At 35.4% G+C, this 22,933-nt stretch carries 22 protein-coding genes; 3 read left to right on the top strand and 19 right to left on the bottom strand.

Annotated features, from left to right (window positions below):
* The 3 genes from MHB55_RS09675 to MHB55_RS09665 all read right to left on the bottom strand — a co-directional run bounded on the left by MHB55_RS09675 (position 1) and on the right by MHB55_RS09665 (position 5,117).
* The gene (locus tag MHB55_RS09675) at positions 1 to 2,802 is read right to left on the bottom strand and encodes a 2-oxoglutarate dehydrogenase E1 component (protein WP_340863106.1); all 2,802 of its coding nucleotides are present in this window, start codon (positions 2,800 to 2,802) and stop codon (positions 1 to 3) included.
* A gap of 270 nt (positions 2,803 to 3,072) precedes the next feature.
* Positions 3,073 to 4,329 (bottom strand): HAMP domain-containing sensor histidine kinase, encoded by a 1,257-nt coding sequence (locus tag MHB55_RS09670; protein ID WP_340863105.1) that lies wholly within the window; start codon positions 4,327 to 4,329, stop codon positions 3,073 to 3,075.
* A 110-nt stretch (positions 4,330 to 4,439) separates the two neighbouring features.
* Positions 4,440 to 5,117, bottom strand: coding sequence for a response regulator transcription factor (locus MHB55_RS09665; RefSeq protein WP_340863104.1), 678 nt, complete (start codon positions 5,115 to 5,117; stop codon positions 4,440 to 4,442).
* A gap of 610 nt (positions 5,118 to 5,727) precedes the next feature.
* On the opposite strand from MHB55_RS09665, the gene MHB55_RS09660 reads away from it, so the two are divergent.
* Entirely contained in the window at positions 5,728 to 6,273 is a 546-nt protein-coding gene (locus tag MHB55_RS09660; protein WP_144536633.1) for a GNAT family N-acetyltransferase, read from the top strand.
* A 38-nt stretch (positions 6,274 to 6,311) separates the two neighbouring features.
* Here the strand turns inward: MHB55_RS09660 and MHB55_RS09655 are convergent, their stop codons facing one another.
* A complete protein-coding gene (locus tag MHB55_RS09655; protein ID WP_340863103.1) occupies positions 6,312 to 7,388 on the bottom strand; it encodes an undecaprenyldiphospho-muramoylpentapeptide beta-N-acetylglucosaminyltransferase in 1,077 nt (358 codons plus the stop codon).
* Between the two features lie 40 nt (positions 7,389 to 7,428).
* Here MHB55_RS09655 and MHB55_RS09650 point away from each other — a divergent pair, with 40 nt between their 5' ends.
* The gene (locus MHB55_RS09650) at positions 7,429 to 8,781 is read left to right on the top strand and encodes an MATE family efflux transporter (protein ID WP_340863102.1); all 1,353 of its coding nucleotides are present in this window, start codon (positions 7,429 to 7,431) and stop codon (positions 8,779 to 8,781) included.
* Between the two features lie 66 nt (positions 8,782 to 8,847).
* Here MHB55_RS09650 and MHB55_RS09645 read toward each other — a convergent pair whose 3' ends face one another.
* From MHB55_RS09645 to MHB55_RS09620, 6 genes are all read right to left on the bottom strand, one after another.
* Positions 8,848 to 9,855, bottom strand: coding sequence for a CAP domain-containing protein (locus MHB55_RS09645; protein WP_340863101.1), 1,008 nt, complete (start codon positions 9,853 to 9,855; stop codon positions 8,848 to 8,850).
* A gap of 160 nt (positions 9,856 to 10,015) precedes the next feature.
* Positions 10,016 to 10,276 carry a hypothetical protein gene (locus tag MHB55_RS09640; RefSeq protein WP_144536638.1) on the bottom strand — a complete coding sequence of 87 codons (261 nt, stop codon included), beginning with the start codon at positions 10,274 to 10,276 and terminating at the stop codon, positions 10,016 to 10,018.
* A complete protein-coding gene (locus MHB55_RS09635) occupies positions 10,269 to 11,174 on the bottom strand; it encodes a CobW family GTP-binding protein (RefSeq protein WP_340863100.1) in 906 nt (301 codons plus the stop codon). Before MHB55_RS09635 ends, MHB55_RS09640 begins: the two co-directional genes overlap by 8 nt.
* A gap of 103 nt (positions 11,175 to 11,277) precedes the next feature.
* Positions 11,278 to 12,792 carry a S41 family peptidase gene (locus MHB55_RS09630; RefSeq protein WP_445678231.1) on the bottom strand — a complete coding sequence of 505 codons (1,515 nt, stop codon included), beginning with the start codon at positions 12,790 to 12,792 and terminating at the stop codon, positions 11,278 to 11,280.
* Positions 12,793 to 12,865: 73 nt separating this feature from the next.
* The gene (gene deoD, locus MHB55_RS09625) at positions 12,866 to 13,567 is read right to left on the bottom strand and encodes a purine-nucleoside phosphorylase (RefSeq protein WP_340863099.1); all 702 of its coding nucleotides are present in this window, start codon (positions 13,565 to 13,567) and stop codon (positions 12,866 to 12,868) included.
* Between the two features lie 71 nt (positions 13,568 to 13,638).
* A complete protein-coding gene (locus MHB55_RS09620; RefSeq protein ID WP_144536646.1) occupies positions 13,639 to 13,860 on the bottom strand; it encodes a YozE family protein in 222 nt (73 codons plus the stop codon).
* Positions 13,861 to 13,980: 120 nt separating this feature from the next.
* Here MHB55_RS09620 and MHB55_RS09615 point away from each other — a divergent pair, with 120 nt between their 5' ends.
* Positions 13,981 to 15,822, top strand: coding sequence for a methyl-accepting chemotaxis protein (locus tag MHB55_RS09615; protein WP_229654079.1), 1,842 nt, complete (start codon positions 13,981 to 13,983; stop codon positions 15,820 to 15,822).
* Between the two features lie 120 nt (positions 15,823 to 15,942).
* Here the strand turns inward: MHB55_RS09615 and MHB55_RS22270 are convergent, their stop codons facing one another.
* From MHB55_RS22270 to MHB55_RS09575, 9 genes are all read right to left on the bottom strand, one after another.
* Positions 15,943 to 16,230 (bottom strand): TIGR04104 family putative zinc finger protein, encoded by a 288-nt coding sequence (locus MHB55_RS22270; RefSeq protein ID WP_427659898.1) that lies wholly within the window; start codon positions 16,228 to 16,230, stop codon positions 15,943 to 15,945.
* A gap of 174 nt (positions 16,231 to 16,404) precedes the next feature.
* Positions 16,405 to 16,833 (bottom strand): hypothetical protein, encoded by a 429-nt coding sequence (locus tag MHB55_RS09610; protein ID WP_340863098.1) that lies wholly within the window; start codon positions 16,831 to 16,833, stop codon positions 16,405 to 16,407.
* Between the two features lie 355 nt (positions 16,834 to 17,188).
* On the bottom strand, positions 17,189 to 18,391 hold the full coding sequence (locus tag MHB55_RS09605; RefSeq protein WP_340863097.1) for an IS110 family transposase: 1,203 nt from the start codon (positions 18,389 to 18,391) through the stop codon (positions 17,189 to 17,191).
* 373 nt (positions 18,392 to 18,764) lie between these two features.
* Entirely contained in the window at positions 18,765 to 19,421 is a 657-nt protein-coding gene (locus tag MHB55_RS09600) for a Type 1 glutamine amidotransferase-like domain-containing protein (protein ID WP_340863096.1), read from the bottom strand.
* A 267-nt stretch (positions 19,422 to 19,688) separates the two neighbouring features.
* Positions 19,689 to 19,943, bottom strand: a complete 255-nt coding sequence (locus MHB55_RS09595; RefSeq protein WP_144536653.1) for a hypothetical protein — start codon at positions 19,941 to 19,943, stop codon at positions 19,689 to 19,691.
* Between the two features lie 634 nt (positions 19,944 to 20,577).
* Positions 20,578 to 20,988 carry a peptide-methionine (R)-S-oxide reductase MsrB gene (gene msrB, locus MHB55_RS09590; RefSeq protein ID WP_144536655.1) on the bottom strand — a complete coding sequence of 137 codons (411 nt, stop codon included), beginning with the start codon at positions 20,986 to 20,988 and terminating at the stop codon, positions 20,578 to 20,580.
* Positions 20,978 to 21,508, bottom strand: a complete 531-nt coding sequence (gene msrA, locus MHB55_RS09585) for a peptide-methionine (S)-S-oxide reductase MsrA (RefSeq protein WP_340863095.1) — start codon at positions 21,506 to 21,508, stop codon at positions 20,978 to 20,980. The genes msrB and msrA overlap by 11 nt, the downstream gene beginning before the upstream one ends.
* A 10-nt stretch (positions 21,509 to 21,518) precedes the next feature.
* On the bottom strand, positions 21,519 to 22,094 hold the full coding sequence (locus MHB55_RS09580) for a YpmS family protein (RefSeq protein WP_151110016.1): 576 nt from the start codon (positions 22,092 to 22,094) through the stop codon (positions 21,519 to 21,521).
* A 12-nt stretch (positions 22,095 to 22,106) separates the two neighbouring features.
* Positions 22,107 to 22,919: a GDSL-type esterase/lipase family protein gene (locus MHB55_RS09575; protein ID WP_151110018.1), complete on the bottom strand. Its 813-nt coding sequence runs from the start codon at positions 22,917 to 22,919 to the stop codon at positions 22,107 to 22,109.
* Positions 22,920 to 22,933 lie beyond the last annotated feature (14 nt).

The raw sequence follows: 22,933 nt of genomic DNA, 5'->3' as shown, positions 1-22,933 counted from the left end.
TTACAAACTTTTTAATGCTTCTTCAATAATTCTTGCTTGTTCCACTTTATAAGTGTCGATATCACCTTCTGCAGGGCTAGAACGATGAACACGCCCTACATATTTAATATCTTTTCCTTTAGCAATATCCAGTAAATATGGAAGTGCAAAATTCCATGAACCCATGTTCTCTGTTTCTTCTTGAGCCCATACAAGCTGTTTCAGGTTAGGATATCGATCTACAATTGCTTGAATTTTTTCTTCTGGGAATGGATATAGTTGTTCTACTCGAACAATATGCATAAACTCATGGCCATCTCCATCTTTTACTTTGTCTGCTAAGTCAATTGCTAATTTACCACTAGCAAATACAATTTTTTCGACCTTGTCAGTTTGTTGACCTAAACCTGGTTGTTCAATAATTGTTTCAAACTTACCTGCAGTCAATTCTACCACATCCGCACCTACTAATGGATGACGAAGTAATGATTTCGGTGAAACGATTACTAATGGTCGAATTGCATCTTCTTTTAACATTTTAGCTTGTCTGCGAAGAATATGGAAATAATTTGCCGCGCTAGAAAGGTTGGCAACTGTCCAGTTGTTTTCAGCAGCAAGCTGTAGATAACGCTCTAAACGTGCACTTGAATGCTCTGACCCTTGACCCTCAGCACCATGTGGTAACAGCATAACAAGCCCTGATTTTAGTCCCCATTTAGATCGAGCAGAGCTGATAAAATTATCAAACATCACTTGTGCCATATTCGCAAAGTCACCATATTGTGCTTCCCAAATAGTTAATGAGTTATTATCTTCTAGATTATAACCAAACTCAAAGCCTAGTACAGCAGCTTCTGTTAAAGGACTATTATGCACAGTAAAGGACGCTTTTGCATCGCTTATACTATGGATAGGAGTCAACTCCGCACCAGTTTTTTCGTCATGCAATACTAAGTGTCTATGAGAGAAAGTTCCACGCTGAGCATCTTGTCCTGTTAAGCGAACAGAGTTTCCATCTTGAATAATGGTTGCTAAAGCAAGTGTCTCTGCATGACCCCAATCAACTTTCCCTTTTCCTTTAAATGGTTCTTCACGGCGTTTCAAAATTTTCTCCAATTTTTTAAACGCTGTAAAATCAGATGGCCATGTTAAAAGTTCTTCATTGATTTTCTTCAGTCTGCTTTCCTCAACTCCCGTTGGAAGCTCAGGCATACCTTCTAGAACTACTTCTGGAATAATAATTTCATGTGCTGTAGTTTGTGGAAGCTCTTTCACGCGATCGTATGCTTCCTGCATTCCACTGAAAATAGTCTCGTCAAGCTTGGTAACCTCATTATCTTGAATTACCTTTTCATCCACTAACTTTTGTCCATAAATTTTACGCACAGTAGGGTGCTTGTGAATAATATGGTACATCTGAGGATTAGTCACTAATGGCTCATCCATTTCATTATGACCGTATCTACGGTATCCAAGTAAATCAATAACAATATCTTTACCAAATTTATTGCGGTATTCATGCGCTAGCTTCGCAACACCGATAACTGCCTCTGGATCGTCCGCATTTACATGAATGACTGGAACCTCATATCCTTTAGCTGGATCAGAAGAATAGAAAGTTGAACGTGAATCATAATGTTCAGTTGTAAATCCAATCATATTATTAGCAATGATATGAATAGACCCACCTGTTTGGAAGCCTCTTACTCTACTATAGTTTAATACTTCCGTTACAATCCCTTGCCCTGGGAAAGCAGCATCTCCGTGAACTAAAATAGCATACGCAGCATTCTTATCCTGAACCGGCATTCCTGACTGATCAGTAGCTTCCTGAGCTGCACGAGTTTGCCCAGTAACTACTGGACTTACTACCTCTAAGTGAGAAGGATTGTATGCCAATTTTAAAGTTAACCCAGACGGAGAATGATAAGCGGCCCCCTTATGGTACTTAACATCGCCATACCACCCCTCTGACAACTCTAAAGAACCGTCTTTTGGTAGGAAGGATTCTGAAGGGACATGTGCAAATTCAGCGAACATCATTTCGTACGGTTTCTTCAAAACATGTGTCAACACATTTAAACGTCCACGGTGGGCCATCCCGATGTTAACTTGTTTTGTTTTTGTAACGTTAGATTGTCTTACCAATTCATCGATTAGCACTACTAAAGTATCTAATCCTTCAATTGAAAATCGTTTCGCACCTACAAACGTACGATGGATAAATTTCTCAAATCCTTCTATTTGTGTTAAACGTTTCAATAATTCTTTCTTTTGCTCAGTAGATAAACCCTCTAATACAACACCTTTTTCAATCTTGCTCTGTAACCATTTACGCTCTTCTACATCAACAATGTGAGAAATCTCAAAAGCAATTTTATTCGTATAAACTGACTTTAAATACTCTATAGCCTCTAAACCATTGTTAACCGTACTCGGTGCATCTTCTAGTAAAAAGCCTACAGGAACATCTTTTAAATCGGCAGGAGTAAGACCATACGTCTTAAAATTGATCCGAGAATCATTTTTTTCTCTGTCATTTAAAGGATAGATATCTGCAGTCAAATGCCCGTGTGCACGAATTGCATCAGCCAATTCGATTGCACGAACTACTTTTTCAAAATTGTTTGACTCTACTGCTGGGGAGTTTGTTCCTGCTGCAGTAGAATTTCCTGTCAATACAGGTGCACCATACTCTTCAAATAAACTAACTAATTCTTGATCTACTTCTTCAGGTGATTGAAGGTATAGATCATACTGCTCCATCACATAACCAAGATTGGGCCCCGAAAAAATGGACCAAGGTGTTTGCTTGTTCGACATTTAAAAAAACCTCCAACATATTGTGCCAATTCTGGCATTAATGAATAGTACATTAAAAATAAATGCAAAAGCCTGAATACGAAAGATATACTTATTTATTCATTAAATCTTCACATTTACAGTTTACCACTCTTTTAGTTAGACTGAAAGAGTTCAACTATAAGAACAATTTTTCCATATCCATCTTACTACTCTCTCAAAAAAATACAATCCTTTTTGGCAAATTAAATTACTATTTCCATAATTTTTTTATACTTTAAAAATGAATGATTATTCACTTGTAAATTTAGGGAAAAACAGCAAGAAATTTGAACCGTTACTGTTACTTTGAACCTGGATATTACCTTTATATGCACCAACCAATCTTTGTACGATGCTAAGGCCTAATCCAGATCCACCTTTCGTTTTTGTTCTTGCCTCGTCGGCTGTATAAAAACGATCAAAAATTCTAGGAAGTGATTCTTCTGTTATACCAACTCCGTTATCTGAAACAATAATTACAGTCTCGTCAGACTCTTCCTTAGCTTCAATAATAATGGAAGGCTTTTTTTCATTGTATTTTATCGCATTTTCAATTAAGTTCCTTAGAATCTGCTCTAAGGTTGTATTAGGCATATTTACTACTATACTTTCACTACCTTGATAAACTATTGATGCTTCTGGAGATAAAACCTGAAATTTTTGTTCAAGTTCTTTAACCACTAGAAAAACACTTGTCCTAGCTTCTTGAATAGTTCTTTCGTTTTTTGCAAGTTTTAGCATTTCTTCTATTAGTGTTTTCATTTTTTGTACTTCTAAAAGAGAAATGTCCAGTGATTCATCTAGGACCTCTCGCTCTTCCTTCCCCCATCTATTAAGTAGAGCAAGATGCCCTTCCACTACTTGTATAGGAGTCCTTAGCTCATGAGATACATTATGGATGAATTCATCTTGTCTAGAGATAGTTTCATTCACCTCATTCATTAGCTCTTTATAGATCTTCATCAGTTCTCCAATTTCATCATTAGAGATTTTCTCAAAATTTACTTCTTTAGAAAACCTAGTATCCTTGGCAAGCTGCATTTCATCGCGTAGCTCTTTGATAGGTTTAAGTAAAAATGCGGACAAAGAATAGCCGATAAACGCGGACAGAATAAGAGCGATGAGCGCAAAAATTATCATGGCCAATTTGATGTATTGCATTAGCTCTTTAAAATTAGCTAGGCTATGAGAAATTTCTATATAACCCTTAAATAAGCCAAAATCTAATTGTGCTGACTTTAGGTAAATAGGCTGGCCATTTACTTCGTCTTTCTTGAATTCTTCGATTGTAGAAGCTGAAAATTCTTTAAAGGGGCTGGCATCATTAATACGAAGTAATTCAATCCCATCTTCATTTAAAATTCTTACCGATTGCTCTTGATTAACAAGCTGATTAATAAGAGTACGATTTCTTTGAATGTCCTGTACACTTATAACTGGCCCTTGCGACTCGAAGAAGCTAACCACTTCATTAAGTGTGTTTTGAGCAACTTTTTTTTCGGACATTAGCATCCAGCTAAAGATGGAGAAGTATAGTATAATACACATCATTAAAAAGCTTAGAAAGATGGATAACGCTGCGGAATATGTCCATTTCTTTTGCAATGTCCACTTGATCATGAGCGCATCACATATCCTACTCCTCGAACTGTTTCTATTAGAGAAGCAATTTCTTCGGGCAGCTTTTTTCTTAGATGTCTAATATAAACGTCCACTACATTTGTCTCCACTTCCGTTTCAAAGCCCCATACCTTTTCTAAAATATGATCTCGAGTCAATACGATGTCGCAGTTTTGCATAAAGCATACTAAAAGATCATATTCGGTTTTAGTAAGGTTTATCTCCTTCTTATGGAAAGATACCTTATAAGCCTGTTGATCAATCTCCAAACCTTTTATACCTAAAATATTATGCACGCTTGTTGCTAATGGTAATGCTCTTCTTAAAACGGCACGTATTCTTGCAAGTAACTCTTCTATTGCAAAGGGCTTTACGACGTAATCATCTGCTCCTGCTTCTAAACCAGATACACGATCAATCACAGCATCTCTGGCAGTGATTAAAATAATGGGAACATCCTTTATTTTTCGGACTCTACGACATATTTCTAGACCGTTTAAATTTGGTAGCATGACATCTACTAACAACAGGTCATATGTGTTATTTGAAGCCAGTTCAAACCCCTCTCTACCATCATAGGAAACGGTGACATCAAAATTTTCATGTTTAAGTTCAAGTTCCACAAACTTCGAGATATTTTTCTCGTCCTCTATCAATAAAATATGTTGTTTCATTTTTACACTTCCTTTAAAAAAATACCGCTCATAATGAACGGCATTTGTGGTATATGATTGTTTTTATCGATGTTATATTAATATACAATATTTGTTCTATAGAAGCTCGTTAACTGTATAGCAGTTCTATGACATACTTGCTTACGATACATTCTAATGTTTTTATCATAGTACTCTTTAAAAAGCGACTCAATTTGAGAGAAAAGATATATGACAAAGCCGCTGTGAGATTATATAATAGTAAAAATGCTATTTAGTAATAACAGGGAGACTAAGAATTTTCAAGGGAAAAACATTTTCCTAAATACATATAATTTAATCATATGTATTTATTGTGAAACATACAAGTGTGTAACATTATTATTTTTTAAAAATGTAAAATTTAACACTATGCAAAACGACAAACATCAAGTATATTATTCTATGCAAATAATTTTATAAGGCAAAGGTTACTTTGCCGAGGGAAGGCAAATGGTGCGCCACCAGTAATTAAACTGGTTCTAGTAGGTTCGATTCCTACCCCGAAATTTTTTATGCAATTCGAAATGAAAAATTTCAGGGGAACTAGAATGACTATGTTCATTGTTAGTTCTGGAGGAGGCGTTTTTTTGTGTTGAAAAAAAGAGAATTACATGAGTGTACTATTCTATTTGAACTCATGTCTGACCCTACTATTATGCCATTTGTTCGTCATAAAGCTTATTCTGCAGACGAATACTGGTTCCTAACAAAACAATTAATGGAGGAAGAGCTTGCTGGAACGGCAATTTCTCGCACAATTATGAGTGACTATGGGCAACCTATTGGCACAATAAACCTTTTTGATATTAAACACGGGACAGGCTTTTTAGGCACTTGGATTGGATCACAATTTCAAGGTCAAGGCTACAATAAAAAAGCTAAAGAACAGTTTTTAGAAGAATTGTTCTTTGACCTAGATATTCACACCGTATTTTTACGCATAAGAAAAAATAATGTTAAGAGCATTCGTGCAACGGAAAAATTGGGATACGCTCTAAAAGCAAATGAATCCCATACAGTGATTTACGATGAGATCAATCAAGGTACGGACCAATTCGATTTGTACTATATACCAAAGGACCTCTTCCACATGAAAAAGCTACATCAAAACAGAGAAGAAGAACAAGCGATGTAACCAAAAAACTCCCGTCAAATATTTTGACGGGAGTTTCATTAGTTTTTGTAGGTTAGTAATAACTCTGTAAACTGCTCTGGCGTCTTTGAAGAATTAGCCATGCACTGAGCATCTATTATTTTCTCTTTGTTCAAAGCAAGAGCAGAAATTGAGCTCATAAAAGTCTCGGATGTTAGATTCTCCTCTTCTAGTACGATAGCGTATCCTTGCTTCTCAAAGAAATTTGCATTTAAAACTTGATCCCCTCTACTTGCGTTCTTAGAAAGAGGAATTAACAACATAGGTTTTTTTAGCTCTAAAAATTCAAAAATGGAGTTAGAGCCCGCTCTACTAATTACATAGTTAGTGATTTTCAGTAAATGGGGCAATTCGTTTGTTACATATTCAAAAGCTACATAATTAGAGTTATTCTTTAAAGTAGGATCTAAGTTTCCTTTACCACAAAGATGAATAATTTGAAATCTTTTTGTTAAAGATTCTATATTGTCCTTGATTGCAGTATTAATATTTTTTGAACCTTGGCTCCCTCCCATAATAATAATCGTTTCTTTAAGAGGACTAAAGCCTGTTAGCTCTCTGGCAATTTTTTCGTCTCCTTGAAATAAATCAGGGCGTATTATTGCACCTATAGAAGAGGATTTATCCTTCGGAAGATACTTTAAGGTTTCTTCGAATACAGAAAAAATATGTTCTGCAAAAGGGGTAGCAATTTTATTTGCTAGACCTGGAGTAATATCGGATTCGTGTATAACTACAGGTATATTCGAAAGTTTAGCTGCAACCACGACTGGTACAGAAACAAACCCCCCCTTAGAAAATACAACAGAAGGTTTTACCTTTCTTAAAATTCTAAGAGCTTGCATAGTTCCATACAAAACTTTGAAGGGATCTGAAAAATTTTTTACAGAAAAATATCTCCGAAGCTTTCCATTTGAAATGGAGTAATATGGTAAGGTAGGAAAGCCTTTTTCAATGATAGTTTTTTCAATACCATCGGACGATCCGATATAATGGACCTCGTAGCCCTTTTTTAACAATTCGGGAATAATCGCTTCATTTAAAGATACGTGACCAGCAGTTCCCCCACCAGTCAGCACTATTGTGTTATTATTCATTTTAATCTCCTAACTATTTATCTAAAGGATGTATGCCAAAATGCAAGAAACGAAAACCTTACAAGAAAAGACTAAGTATATGATTAAAATAGTGCTTCCTATCTTAATCACACAGGTCGCACTCTATTTAATGACTTTTTTTGATATTTTAATGACAAGTAAATATAGTATCGAACATTTAGCAGGCGTTTCTATAGGTTCGTCTTTATGGGTGCCAGTATATACTGGATTAACCGGAATCCTACTAGGCATCACGCCAATTGTAGCACAATTAATCGGTGCAAAAAAGCATGAAGATGTAAGATCCTTTGTTCAGCAGGGTTTCTATATTGCAATTCTACTAGCCTTTTTTGTATTCATAGGTATTATAGTACTCATTGATCCCATTTTGAATATTATTCCCCTTGAAGCTAATGTACGCGAAGTGGCGAGAAAATATTTATTGATGATGTGTATAGGTCTGATTCCTTTATTTCTTTATAGTGTACTACGCTCTTTTATTGATGCTTTAGGAAAAACTCGTGTATCGATGTTTGTCACACTTCTTTCCGCACCTATTAATATAGCGTTAAATTACGTACTGATATACGGAAAATTCGGTTTACCAGCCTTAGGTGGCGTGGGGGCGGGATTAGCTTCTTCATTAACCTATTGGCTTATTTTATTTATTACTATTTTGATTGTAAAAAACAATCAACCATTTGCAGATTTACGTATATTTCAGTGCTGGACTATGCCTTCTCTTTCAAAATCCAAAGTGTTAACAAAAATAGGTTTGCCTATTGGGCTATCCCTTTTTGCTGAGACTACTATTTTTTCTGCGGTTACTATTATGATGAGTGTATATTCTACTGCAGTAATTTCAGCTCACCAAGTAGCGATGAATTTTACTTCGTTGTTATATATGATTCCTTTGAGTATTGCAATGGGGGTAACTATATTAGTTGGACACGAGGTAGGAGCAAAAAAATATCAAGATGCCAAGGTATACAGCTGGCTTGGAGTATGTACGGCAGTAGTATTCAGTTTCGTCTCGGTTTCTATTTTAATCATTTTCAGAGAAGCAATAGCAGGTATTTATACAAATGATTCTGAAGTAATTAATTTGGCCGTTCAATTTTTCTTTTTTGCAGCACTCTTCCAATTGTCTGATGCCATACAAGCACCGGTTCAAGGTGCATTGAGAGGATATAAAGATGTGACAATCACTTTTATAATGGCAATTATATCTTATTGGGTTATCGGGCTGCCAACTGGCTACTTACTAGGAACCTACACCTCCTACGGACCATTTGGTTATTGGATTGGATTAATTGTTGGTTTAACAATAGGAGCAATTACGTTAGGAACTCGACTTGTATATTTACAGAAAAAATTTTCGATAGTCAGTTAAGCATATATTGAGCTGTTTATCATTAAAAAAGGTGTAAGTGAAATCAATCACTTACACCTTTTAATATTATTTACTAATAAATTGTTGTGTCCAGTAATATCCGCTATCTGACAAACCTACTCCGATATGAGTGTAGCTTCCGTTCATAATATTAGCTCTGTGTCCAGCAGAATTCATCCATCCTTGGACTACTTCTTCTGCACTTCTTTGACCCATTGCGATATTCTCAGCTGCTGATTTGTAGTTAATTCCTAATGATTTCATTTGATCAAAAGGAGAACCATACGTAGGACTTGTATGTGAAAAATAATTATTATCTTTCATATCCTGTGATTTAAGCTGCGCTGATTTAGTTAAAGCAGAATCGATTTGTAGTGGTGCTAGACCTTCTTTTGCACGCTCTGCATTTGTTAAGTCAACCACTTGTTGAATAACAGAAGAAACCTGAGCTTTTTCTGAATTAGTATTAGTTTCAGTTTTTTCAGTAGCTTGAGCTTGCTGAGTAGGTTGAGGAGTTGTTGCTGCCTCTTCTTTCGCTTCAGCTTTTGGTGCTGTTACTTCTTCTTTTGCTTCAGCCTTTGGTGCTGCTACTTCTTCTTTTGCTTCAGCTTTTGGTGTTGCTACTTCTTCTTTTGCTTCTGCCTTTGGTGTTGCTACTTCTTCTTTTGCTTCAGCCTTTGGTGCTGCTACTTCTTCTTTTGCTTCAGCCTTTGGTGCTGCTACTTCTTCTTTTTTCACATCTTTAGGTTGAGTAACTTCTTTTGTTGTTTCTTTTGAATCTTTCTCTACCTGTTGTGTTGCTACATGTTTCTTCTCAGCTTCTGCTTTGATGATTTTTGCTAGGTTAGCAACGATTAAATCTTTATTTATATTAACCTCTTGAAGTAATTTATCACTTGCTTTGTCACTCCAAGCCAATTCTTTAGAGTTTATCTTTAGAGACTTCCATTGGATGGATGTTTTTGCCTCAGAAGTAGTTTTTGAATTGCTAGCATTTGTTTCTGCAGATGCTGTAGTAACAGTTAATAATAATCCTCCTGCTAGGACACCCGCCATGATTTGCTTTTTGTTCATTTTCATTTCCTCCTTCTTTTGTGCTCTCTCATTTTAAACACAAAATCAGTAGAAAAAATTTTATAATATATTCCAATTTGACCAACTCTATATAAAAATACCGAAGTAATAAAGGATTCTCTTTCAATGAAATGGAAGCACTATCCAAACAATTAAAATATTAGTTTTTCAAACCTATTGACAGTTTCACATATTCCTCATTTATCACAGATAATATCATCTCTTTTTGTATTTGTGATAGATTACTATTATTCACACGTGCCAATGCCATCGATAGCTTCCTTTCTATAGAAAGCTTTGCACGAGGATGAGTGTATTCATCTAATAGTTCTGACTTTATAATACTTCGCACGTCTTCTTCAGTTATATCTCTTTCTATAGAAATACGGTTCTTATATATCATTTTAAATGCCTCAATCATTCTCCGTGTCTCCAACTATCTGTAATTTATCTATTTGCTCACCGATAATTACAATCTGAGGAGCCATTTTCATGTATTCTGGCAGCCATTGAATCATTCCGTAAGCATATTGAAAGAGAAAAGGATTCTTATGTCCCTCAAGCGACACATATCCTTTCATTCGATAAACTGTATCTGGGAGATTTCTTATCCATTCCTCAAAGGTTTCCTGATTAATAGGTTTCTTGAATGTGTGTAATCTAGATGATAAGAATAGTTGCTTACCTATTGATACTTCTTGAACTTCTTTTTGATAAAAGGTTGCTTCAAGATTTTGAATAGCATTTATAGAGATTTTGCTATTAGATGTCTGAATAATGGGCGCACTACTATTAATAGCTTGTAGCTGCATAGAGACATTAAATACCTCTTCCTCAGTTAACAGGTCCACTTTGTTTGCTACTATTAAATGAGCGTGCCTAATTTGCTCAAGGAATAACATGCGTGTCTGAGGACTCAGCTTCTCACGTTCTAGCCATCTTTTGCAATCTGCTACCGTGATAATACCTTTAATGTTTAATTCATTAGCAAACAAAGGTGAAAAAACAGCATCTAAAGCTTCTACTGGATGTGCAGCTCCAGTAGTCTCTATTAGTAACACATCAAAATCTTCCCCTGCCAACAATGTTTGGAGCTGTGCTTCCATTTTTTCAGAACCGGTACAGCAAATACATCCCTCTAACATTTCCTTAAGAGGTATATCTTCGTCTACTGCCCTGCTGTCAAATGCTAATTTGCCGAGCTCATTCATAATAACTGCTGGTTTAATCCCTTCTGCCTTAAATTGAGCAATAAGATTAGATAGAAGAGAGGTTTTGCCACTTCCTAAAAAACCACTCAATAAATATACATCCTTCACTTGCTCATACACCTCTTTCTATATATTAGAAGAAAAAGCTGACCATAATAGGTCAGCTCTTTTCCTCACTAAATTAAATATTATAGTTGGTAAAGATAATAATTTACTTTTTGATCAAATCTTTCGCTACTTCTTCAGCTTTTGACAATTGTGGATCTTCGTTTAAAAGCTTCTCGCGAAGTTTATCCATTAATAGATATGCCGTTTCACCAGTAATTTCACCAGTAGTTTCAAGCTTATTATCTGATTGGAATTTTTTAACCGCTGAAACCATTTGATCATTGAAGCTACTGTCTATTTTCCCAACCTCGTATCCTACAGCCTTCAGCATTTCCTTGGCATTTTGAACTGCTTCTGAAGTCATCCCTGACTTTAAGACCTCCGCACTATTTAAAGGAGAAAGCATAGCATAGGATGGATAAGCTACTTCATAATCTGGTGCGATACCTTTATCATGAATCCAGTTACCTTCAGGTGTTAGCCATTTAGCAGTTGTAATTTTAATATTGGAACCATCAGGTAGGTTATTCACAGATTGAACAGTACCCTTACCAAATGAGTTTACACCCACTATAGGTACATTTGAAGATTCACTTAGCGCTCCAGCTAGTATTTCTGAAGCCGAAGCACTACCCTCATCAATTAAAATTGTTACAGGAATATTTACACGAAGCCCTGGAGAAGCAGCGATCGGTTCTTTTACAAGTTTATTTTTATCTGTTTTAGTTTCAATTTGAACAATATTTTTACCTTCTTCGATGAAGAGGTTAGAAATGTCCACCGCTGAATCAAGCAAGCCACCTGGATTTTGTCTTACATCCAATACAAGTGCCTCCATACCTTCTTTTTCCATTTCTTCTATTGCTGTAACAAGTTCATCATACGTATCATCTGAAAAACTTGAAATAATAATATGGGCAACATTGTCACTTAGCATTTCAGCGTAAACCGTTTCTATAGGAATATCATCGCGAACTATCTTCATTTCCATCAATGCACTATCTCCACGTTGAATAGAAAGAGTAACCTCTGTCCCCTTTTTACCACGTATTAATAATACTGCTTCGGAAACACTGTAGCCTTGAATATCCTTACCGTCAACCTTTAATACTTTATCATTTGGTAGTAAACCAGCTTTTTCAGCAGGTGAATTTTTTATAGGAGAAACAACTGTAATAGTGCCATCTTGCTCTTGAATCTCTGCACCAATTCCCTGAAAGCTTGAGTGTATACTATCGTCAAACATTGAAGCCTCATCTTGATTCATATATTCTGAATAAGGATCTTCTAAAGCATCTATCATTCCATTGATTGCTCCGTTAATAACAGCATCCTGATCAATTTCTTTATAATAATCTTTTACTAATTTATCATAGGCCAAATATAATTTGGTAAATTCAGCTCTTTCACCCACATATTCTGTCTGTGAATTTTCAGTATGGACTATACTTCCCTCATCCTTGTTATTCAAAAGAAAAAGGCTTGTAATTCCAGATGATACTATAACGAGGGTAAAAATCATTATCCATAACACGAAAGGCTTCATTTTTATATACTTAGAAGCATCAGTTGAAATTTGTTCTTGTTCCTCATTGTTTCGTTGCTCTTGTTCGTCCAAAATCTTCACCCTTTTCACACAGTTCATCTTTTAAAAATAGACTGCCAAGAATGACAGTCTATGTTTAAAGATTTTATTTAAGCGCTGCCTCTAAAGCTACAATAATCATATCATTAAATGTTGTTTGTCTTTCCTCTGATGAAGTAACTTCACCTGTAATGATATGGTCACTCACTGTTAATACAGACAAAGCTTGACGTCCAAATTTAGCAGCTAAAGTGTAAAGTGCTGCTGATTCCATTTCTACTGCAAGAACACCGTAGCTTGCCCATTTTTCATTTTGTGCATTTTCGTTGTAGAATAAGTCTGCTGTGAAGACATTACCTACACGAAGATTTAACCCAGCTTCTTTACCAGCGTTATATGCATTATATAATAGGTCAAAATCTGCTGTAGGAGCGAAACTAATATCATCTAAAAGTACTTTGTTCATAGAAGAATCAGAAGATGCTGCCTGAGCTAAAATAACATCTCGAACTTTTACATCTTTTTGAATTGCTCCACAAGTTCCAACACGAATTAACTTTTGTACATCATAATCATTCATTAACTCAGTTACATAAATAGAGATTGATGGAACACCCATCCCCGTACCTTGTACAGAAACTCTTTTCCCCTTATATGTACCTGTGTAACCAAACATATTACGTACTTCATTATACTGCACAACATCCTCTAAGAATGTTTCTGCAATATACTTTGCACGAAGTGGATCTCCTGGTAATAAAATTGTGTCTGCAATTTCACCTTTTTTTGCGTTAATATGAATACTCATTATAATAACCTCATTTCTAAACTTATCGAGTTAATAATACCTTTTTTTACTAGGAATTGCAATGCAGAAGCCTATCTAATGTGATCTTCGTATAACCCCCATATTTCATCAAAAACGATTGCCGTCATCTCGGGATGAGCAAGTTCTTCGATGTATTCAGATATTTCCTGAAAAGACGTTTCTGCCTTAGGAAAATCATGCTGTAAAAACATATGTTCCGCAAACTGGGCTTTAGCATCGTTCTTTTGTCCTCCCCGGAACTTTAAAGCAAATAAGTAAAACGATTGATGCATACTTTTCTTCCTCCTTTAGTCATGAAGTAGCACTTTAATAAAAAAATTTGTAGATAATTCCAACTAAAACAATTAAACTAAAAATTATGAAGATAAAACCTATAGAAAGGATTGGTTCGTTTGACCTCTTTTATTAAAAAGAAGAAAGCTCCTAAATCACCTAAATTACCAAAACCAAAGAAACAGAAAAAACCATTTGTTTTTTCACTTTCCCGTTTTACAAAAGATACAAACAAGAGAAAGAGCTTTCAAAAGACAAATCTGTTAAATTCAATCCGTGGAAGAGTACTAATTATTTTTTCCGTCCTAATTATTATTCTATTTTCCATGCTTCTTCTTACTTCAGGCAACATGCAGTCGTCTCAGAAGGAATTAGAAACTTTTATGAACGTGGATATTAAAGAGCAGCTTATGGTCAACCAATTGTCAGCAGATATAGCGAAACTTTCAAACGCGGAGCAAAGTTATATCATAACAGGTAAATCAAATTATATGACAAGTTATAGAAGTTATAAAGATGCAATCATTACTCGTTTTAAAGAATTAGAGGCGATCTATAAGAACAGACCAGAAGAACTAAAAAAAGTGACAACAATTAATGAGCATTTTAATACATATCTTCAATACTCGGAACGTGCCCTTAGCTTGAGAGATAAAAATGGCTTCGAAGCTGCGCAAAAGCTCGTTAATGCAGGAAATGGACGTACAGCTATGAGTCATGTTGATGTCCAAATAGAAGCAATGAATGAAGTGTTAGCAAAAAAGAATGCTAATCAAATTGCACTACTTGAAGAAAAGAATCAAAACTCCTTGTACTTGTTTATAGGATTAACAATTTTCTCTGTATTGTTAACTTTAATATTTGGAATTTTGTTATTTAATTCGATTAAACGTAGCACTTATTCTATTAACCGTTCTATTTTAGATATTGCTCAAGCAGGTGGCGATCTGACAAGAAGAGTAAAAGTTAGAACAAAGGATGAATTCGCTGAGATTGCTTCTAATACAAATGTTTTAATAGCATCTATTGCAGATTTGGTTAAACGAGTTAGTTTGTTAACTGAAAACGTATCAGCAAGTGGACAGCAGCTCATGGCTTCTTCTGATGATACATCAATCACGATTCAATCCATAGCCGACTCTACAAACGAAATTGCATCCGGAAGTGAACAGACCTTGAAAAGTATGACACTGGCTATTCAAAAAATGAATTCACTAGAGGAAGCAACTAGATATTTGAACGATGACGCTCAAGCTGTAAAATCAGCAACAGATAATATGACCTCTGCTGCTAGATTAGGTGTAAAATCAGTACAGCACTCGTCTAATGTCATGCTAGATATCGAAGAAACGATGGCTAACACATCTCAAACAGTACAAGCTCTAGGGGTAAAGTCATATGAAATCACATCTATTATTAAAACGATTACCGCTATAGCCGAGCAAACTAATCTGCTTGCATTGAATGCAGCAATTGAGGCTGCTCGTGCGGGTGAGCACGGACGAGGCTTCGCAGTAGTCGCCGATGAGGTAAGAAAACTTGCCGAACAATCTCAAAATGCTGCAAAAGAAGTGACAGGAATTGTAACTTCTATTCAATCTGAGGTCACTTCTATCGTTAAGCAAAATCATGAAGGGGTAGAGAGCGTTATCAAAGGTGTAGAAGTTGCCAATGAGACAAATGCTTCCCTGGAACAAATAATGAAAAATACAGAGGAAACAATCAGTATTATTGATAAAATGGTAAATCAAATCGGACAAACACTTGAATTTAGCCAGGAAGTAGCTGCCTCCTTTATAGAGGTTACTCATATTGCTGAGAATACTGCGTCCAACACAGAAAGCTCTGCTGCAGCTGCTGAGCAAGGTAGCGCAGCGATGCAAGAAATCAATGCATCTGCTGTTGAATTGTCTCATCAAGCGGACGAACTACGAAAAGTTGTCAATGAATTTAAGCTTTAAGATTTGGCTATGTTAAAGGTTGATTTAAGACACAAAAAATGAGCTTAGGTATTTTTCCTAAGCTCATTTTATTTTGATTTCCTTTTTTACTAAAGCACCTGTTAGTTTAAGTACATTATTTCACAAAGACCCTTTATATGTAACAAGAAAAGGTGCCAACAAAGAACCAATTATTAAAATAAAAATAGCTATGCCAAGTGTCAAAAGACCATTACTAAAAGGAGAAAGAAAATACCCGAAGGTGAGCATTGGAAGAATAGTTAAAGAAACAAAAATTAACCTGCTTGGTGTTGTTATCTTATGTGTTGTATCGCATTCGTTACAATTAATAGGTTTATAATTTAGCCAGAAGGATTCATAGATTTTACTCCAACTAAAATATGTATTGCATTTCTCGCATTTTTGCAAAACTAATAACCTCCATTATAATTTTTGAATTTTCTGTTGTTTTATTATCCTACCGCGTTAGTCCAATAAGAAAAAAAGCTTAACCCCTTCTTGAAGTAAAGCACGACGTTTATTGAAGAAAGATTAAAGTTTAAAATTTTCTTCAAGTTCTTTTTAAACATCTGTATTATCCAATCACAAATCAAAAAGTCTTTCTCCTGTTAATATTTCAAATAAAACAGTAGAATTTTCCTCGTTTAATTGAACGTACTCATTATCACCTTTTACAACTTCCACTTTATCTATATTTGGACTTATCCAAATTTCATATAACACTGCTTTAGCCTCTATTTCAGGATTTTTAAATTGAAATCCAAACCTGTAATCAGCAGGACGCACCATATCCACTTTGGCGTTTTCCCAATCAGCTTTATCTAATATACTTTTTACTTTCTGAACTTTCTTATTATCAGTAATTTCTTTGAAGTCTTCATATTTATTTTCATCACCAATACGCTTTTGAACTTCTATACTTTGTTCTTCGTTTTCTATTCCACTAGAACACCCTGTAATAACAAATAAAATCATTGTTAATGAAACAAATAAATTCTGTGTAAATCTCATCTGAACCCCCCCTTCATTTAATGAGTCGAATTTCGTGTTAAAAAGTTCCATTTAATGTGTCAACGGTATATGTCTGACAAAAACGTTGATACGTGAGCTAACAAATTCCTTGTTCAAATAATGCACCGTTAGTTTAACTGTAACATTTCACATTGCATATCTGGGATCAACTTAATGTTTTGGACATAAAAATAGACCATCGAAACGATGGCCAGATTTTGCTAAACCAGTTAATAGGATGTCAATATTTTTCTCTAAAATTATTATTAATCTTATGATATACTATTTTATGCATGACAAATAGCCCTCCAAAAACCTTTTGGAAGGTTTTCTCTTAATTACTTGTAACCAGTAATTACGCTATATCTTGGAAAGTTTCTTTGCTATTTAATAAAGCATAAATCCAATGAAGCAGTTTGTTAATACAGGCTACTATCGCCACTTTTGCAGGCTTTCCCTCTGATTTCTTCTTATCATAGAATTCTTTCAGCTTGTTGTTTCTTGAACTTCTGATACCACACAATACGGCAAGATACAAAGCATGGCGTAATCTACTTGAACCTCGTTTTGTAATACGATTGGTTGTGGCAGTAAACTTTCCTGATGAGTGAACACTGGGATCTACTCCTGCAAAGGCAACTAGTTTTTTCGGATGATTAAACCGTTCGATTTCTCCGATCTCAGAGATTATCGTGGCAGCGATCTTTTCTCCGATTCCTGGAATCGATTGGACAATCTTGTAATCTTCTAATTCATTTGCCAAGGTCACTATACGAATTTCCAACTCCGAAAGGTGCCCTTGGTACTGAAAAAGCATTTCAATATACATTTGAAGATTGATCAAGTGACTATGATACACCACTTTTTGAAATGGATTTCGATAGGCAGAATCCATTAGTTTTTTTGCCTTTTCCAATGACCATTGACTAGAACGTCTTGGACAAAACTCCATCACACACTCTGCTAGCTTACTTTCTCCAGCCGTTATTACATCTTCTGAAGTGGGATATTTCTTTAACATCAATAAAGAAACCTTTGAATAAAGATCACCAAAAACCTTGCGGTATTCAGGAAACACTTGATCTAGAATAGTGTGAAACTGTAGCTTAGCCTCCACATACATATTCGTCACAATCTCCTGTTGTCTCGATAGATTTCTAAGATTTAAGAGTTGAATCCCTCTTTTTTTATGAGGTTCAAAATCTTCTTTGTAATAAAGCATACACAACTGATACGCATCAATTGCGTCTGTTTTTACCTTTCTTAAACTAGATCTCTTCGCTTGATAAGAAATAATAGGGTTAAGCAAGATATATAAAACCTCGTTCTCCTCCAAGCATTGAATAACAGGAGAGTGGTAATGGCCTGTAGATTCTAGAATGACTATAGGCATTTGCCCGGTCATCACTTCAATCTCATGTAAGAAGCCTATAAAATGGTCTAAATCCTCTCGTGTATGCTTCATAGAATAACTCTTTCCAAACGGCTTCGATTTATCTAAAAATGCCTGAACTTGGCTCTCTCCTTTTGCCACATCCAGACCAACTACTGGGTTCATTTAACTTCCTCCTCTGACTCACTCACCAGTACCCCTGTTCCTCCTTATAGTGTCATAGCTTCGCTTGTTATACGAGATCTACGTCCCAACCAGCCTCAAACATGTTTCTACAAGTAGGGGGTGGACAGTTTAGCCGACGGGATCATTGTCCCACGCACCCGTACGTCCTACCCTGGCTACTGATATATTAAATCCTATAAAAATAAGGTCAACCAGTAAAAACTGGTTAACCTTATAATACGAACGCACCTGTTAGGTTAAGTAGAAAAATAAACGCATATTCAACAATCGCGCCAGTTCTCCTTCACTTAATTTAAATTAGAGACGGTGCATAAAGAAATTATTTCAATAACCCATTAGCGATTCGCTACAACTAGAGCGTCTCATCCAATTTCTGAATCTTTGAGTTGGAAATTAAATAAACATTGCCAAAAACGTCGATTTTGTCTCCTTTTACACGTATAGCGCAATCTTTGTTCGACGCATAAATATTTATTTCTTCCGATAGGGGAGATAGTTCGCTTTGAACCAGTGCCATGTTATTTTCAAGATCAAAATGAGACAGGACGGAAAAATTGTCAAGACCGATTCCGTCGTAAACAGAGCTCATTTCAACTTCATCTCCAAAGTTTTTCGAGCATAACCATTTAGCGGACATGTTGATTGCTCCAGCGCTGGCTCCCATCACAACGGCGCTGCTTTTTTTAATCGAATCCGATAATTCATATTCCATCAAAAAACCATTTTGATTAAGAATATTGCCACCCAACAAGAAAATGACGGAAGCATTTTGAATTATCGTTTGGGCTTCTTCCTTCTGTACGCGGAAATTAATTAAATGATACTCATCAAACATAATGCCAGCCTGATCGAGCCACGAGCGTTCAGTAGCACCATCATCTTCATAAATAGATGGATTCGAGCTAATCATAGCTAACGATTTTCTATCAGTTATATCCTCCTGTAATACCCTACCCAGATTCTCTGGAAAAAAATTGTCAAACCAACCTAAATAATAGTGAATTTTCATAAGTACCCCCTCAGCAAAGTGTAAATAATATTTATTCCTTGCGTCACTCATTCTGTTTTCTTGTCACTCTCAATATACCCGATTGTTAAACACAATTTAAACAACACTCTTCAACTATCCTGCTGCTTTAGTTTAATTGTAACATTTAACAATGCATATCTGAGATCAATTTAATGTTTTGGACATAAAAATAGATCATCGAAATGATGGCCATATTTTGCTAAAGCACTTGTTAGTTATAGAAATACTGCATACTGAGTTCTATTATTATAAATCGAAGAAATGAAAAGAACCTAATAAACAGACAAAAGCTATTATCCATAAAGTCAAATATGTATGTTTTTTTAGTTTTCTATCTAATGCTGATATAGATTGAATCACTTTGATAACAACCCCTGAAAAGATAGCTACCATAAATGCACCTAATAATGTAGGAATGTCGATTAAATATTCATTAATTAGTCTAAACAGAATAACCGCAAACGCTACTGAAGCACCAGAAAGAAAATGTTTTAAATTCATTAGAATTCCCTTTTCTCATTACAATTTACTCTTATAAAACTTATGAAATAATTCCCTATAACAAGTACTTCTACCTTCAATAACATTGTCAGAACGTTATCATACAGTCTAGTGCGATCCACCAAAACTGAGGATTACGTTGGTCATTGGTTAGATTCGAATGGAGATGAACTACTTTTGGTTCTACGTCAAGTGGATTAATAATTCCTCCATGAAAAATAAGAGCTCTGTATTAACAAAAAATGTTGATACAGAGCTCTTATTATGTCCTTATCGACCTAGTAGAAGAGAACCTCTCTACCTTTCAGTAGATTGTGTTCCTCCCCCTTACTGAACCGTGCTTGCGCTATTTACGCACACGTTCTTTAATGATTAATCAACCTTGTCCATAAACAGAGCCTTATTATTTTATTAATATCAGTTGTATTTTTGAATCGTTACCCTTAATCAATAAATCAATATAAGATAAGAGGGCCTATTTTAATTTTTTGGTAAGTAAATTAAAAAAGTAGTGCCAATATTTAATGCACTTTCTACCTGGTCGATCAACTATGGTGCCATAGAGCCCATCCGTTAAGATCGTCAACAAAATATTACAGAGGGCATGGAAAATTAATTCCATGCTTTTGTGTTCTTAAAATAATTTTAAAAATTCTCCATAGCCTTCTTCTTCTAGCTTGGCTTTTGGAACAAAACGCATAGCAGCGGAATTTATACAGTATCGTAAACCTGTTTCTTCCTTAGGACCATCAGGAAAAACATGTCCTAAATGAGAGTTAGCTGTTTTACTTCTTACTTCTACCCTTCTCATGCCATGAGAATCATCAAAGTGCTCTATCACTTCATGTGCTTCTATGGGTCTAGTAAAGCTTGGCCATCCACATCCCGCATCATATTTATCCTTAGAATGGAATAATGGTTTTCCAGAAACAACATCTACATAGATTCCCTCTTCAAAATGCTTATCATATTCTCCTTGAAAGGGTGGCTCTGTTCCATTTTGTTGTGTAACATAATATTGCATTTCAGTTAGTTTATCCTTCATTTTGTAGCCTCCTATTGTTCTCTACGAACGCCGCTCTTCCTGATCCAACAAAGTAACGGTTATAATGTGTCGGATTCTTTTTATAGTAATCCTGATGATATTCCTCTGCTTCATAAAATTCTGAGGCAGGCAAAATTTTTGTAGCTATTTTCTTTGGGAACCTTCCAGAAGCATCAAGTGATTCTTTCGACTGCTCTGCTTTCTTTCGTTGCTCCTCAGTATGGTAAAAAATAGCCGTTTGATAGGACGAACCTTTATCAAAAAATTGTCCTTCTTCGTCTGTCGGGTCGATATTTAACCAAAATATTTCAAGTAATTGATCATAAGAGAACTTGCTTGGTTCAAATGTTATTTGAATAGCTTCATAGTGTCCTGTAGCATTTGAGCAGACCTGTTCATAAGTTGGATTTGGTACAGTCCCACCCGTGTATCCAGAAACTACTTTTTCAATGCCGTCATACGAATCAAACGGTTTTACCATGCACCAAAAGCATCCTCCTGCAAATGTTGCTTTTTCCATTATATATCCCTCATTTCGATGGAACTATTATTTCTAAAACAATTTTATCTTCCTGAAGATTTAATTCTTTAGCTCGGACATTGACTCCGGAAGCCATTGGAATGCTAGCTAATTGAATTAATACTTCCTCCTCGTCAGGCTTAACTACCATCCAGCGTGGAAGATCAATGGAATCTCTTAATAACTTTAACACAGTTTCTGGTGGTAATTGAAGCTGACCGACTTCTACAGAAGATTGCTCGAGACGAATATTGCCATTCTCCTCTACAAAAGGTTCGAAATACATTTTAACTGGGAGAGTTAGTGAAAATATAGTTAACTCCGAGCTTAAAATAATTTGATCATCTACACTCAATTGAAGGGGTATAGGTTTATTATCCATTGCTTTCGCTATAAATGTGTTTGCAATGCCCTGAAAATCCTCCTTAGAGGCATTTACAGTTAATACATGCCCAGAGGGATTAGCCTCCTCAGCGCTTTTTACCTCTACAGATTCTGCTGGAGCTGTTATCCAATATAATAACGTACCAATACTTCCTACAATAACTAATAACAATAAAAAAAAGGCAATCTTCCACTTATTCATCTAACCAACTCCTCAAAAGAACAATTCCCTACTTTGCTCATCTATCAAACCACAATTTTCTAAAGAATTTACTACATTCTCGACTATTAACTCATATCCCTTGCTATTAGGATGGAAGAAGTCGGTATGATAAACTAAGTTTGCATTAGAATCAAACAAAGTATCAATCGGTGCAAAACATGCATTCGTATTACTATATGAGAGTGATTCAATGGTGTCATTCCAATCAGTGATAATTTGGTCTACCTCACTCGTTTCATCTGTAACAATGGTAATAGGGTTATAAATTCCTATCATTAGTATTGGAGCACTGCTATTAACCTCTCGAATTTCTTCAAGGATATCATCATAATTTCTTTCGAAACGTTGAAGTTCCTTTTCAAAAGCCTCAATTTGAAGATTAAAAAGGTCCTTTTTAAATACCTTCATAACATCGTTACCACCAATGGTAATTGTTATTAAATCTGCTTTTCGAATTTGATGGTCGATTTCACCATCTCTTAACAATTTTAAGAGTTGGTCACTACGTCTTCCTCTTTTAGCAGTATTGGTTAAGACAACATCTTCTATTCCTTTGTATTCTAATATTTGATTTTTTAGCCTTCCTACATAACCATTTCTTTTTAATTCGTCTCCCACCCCTTGAGTTAGAGAATCACCAAGCCCAACCAACTCAAGAGTTCTTGGAAAGAATTCAGGTGGAATTATATATTCTTCAAATAAGATTGTCTCCTTTTCAGAAAAGCTTACTTCTTGTATTTTTTCTGGAGCACAACTTGATAAAAGAAAAACAAAAACAAGAATTATTAAATACTTATATTTCATATCTAACCCCTTTA

The sequence above is a fragment of the Psychrobacillus sp. FSL K6-1267 genome, from assembly GCF_038003265.1.
Lineage (GTDB): Bacteria > Bacillota > Bacilli > Bacillales_A > Planococcaceae > Psychrobacillus > Psychrobacillus faecigallinarum.
This window is presented reverse-complemented; position numbering and strand designations above follow the sequence as displayed.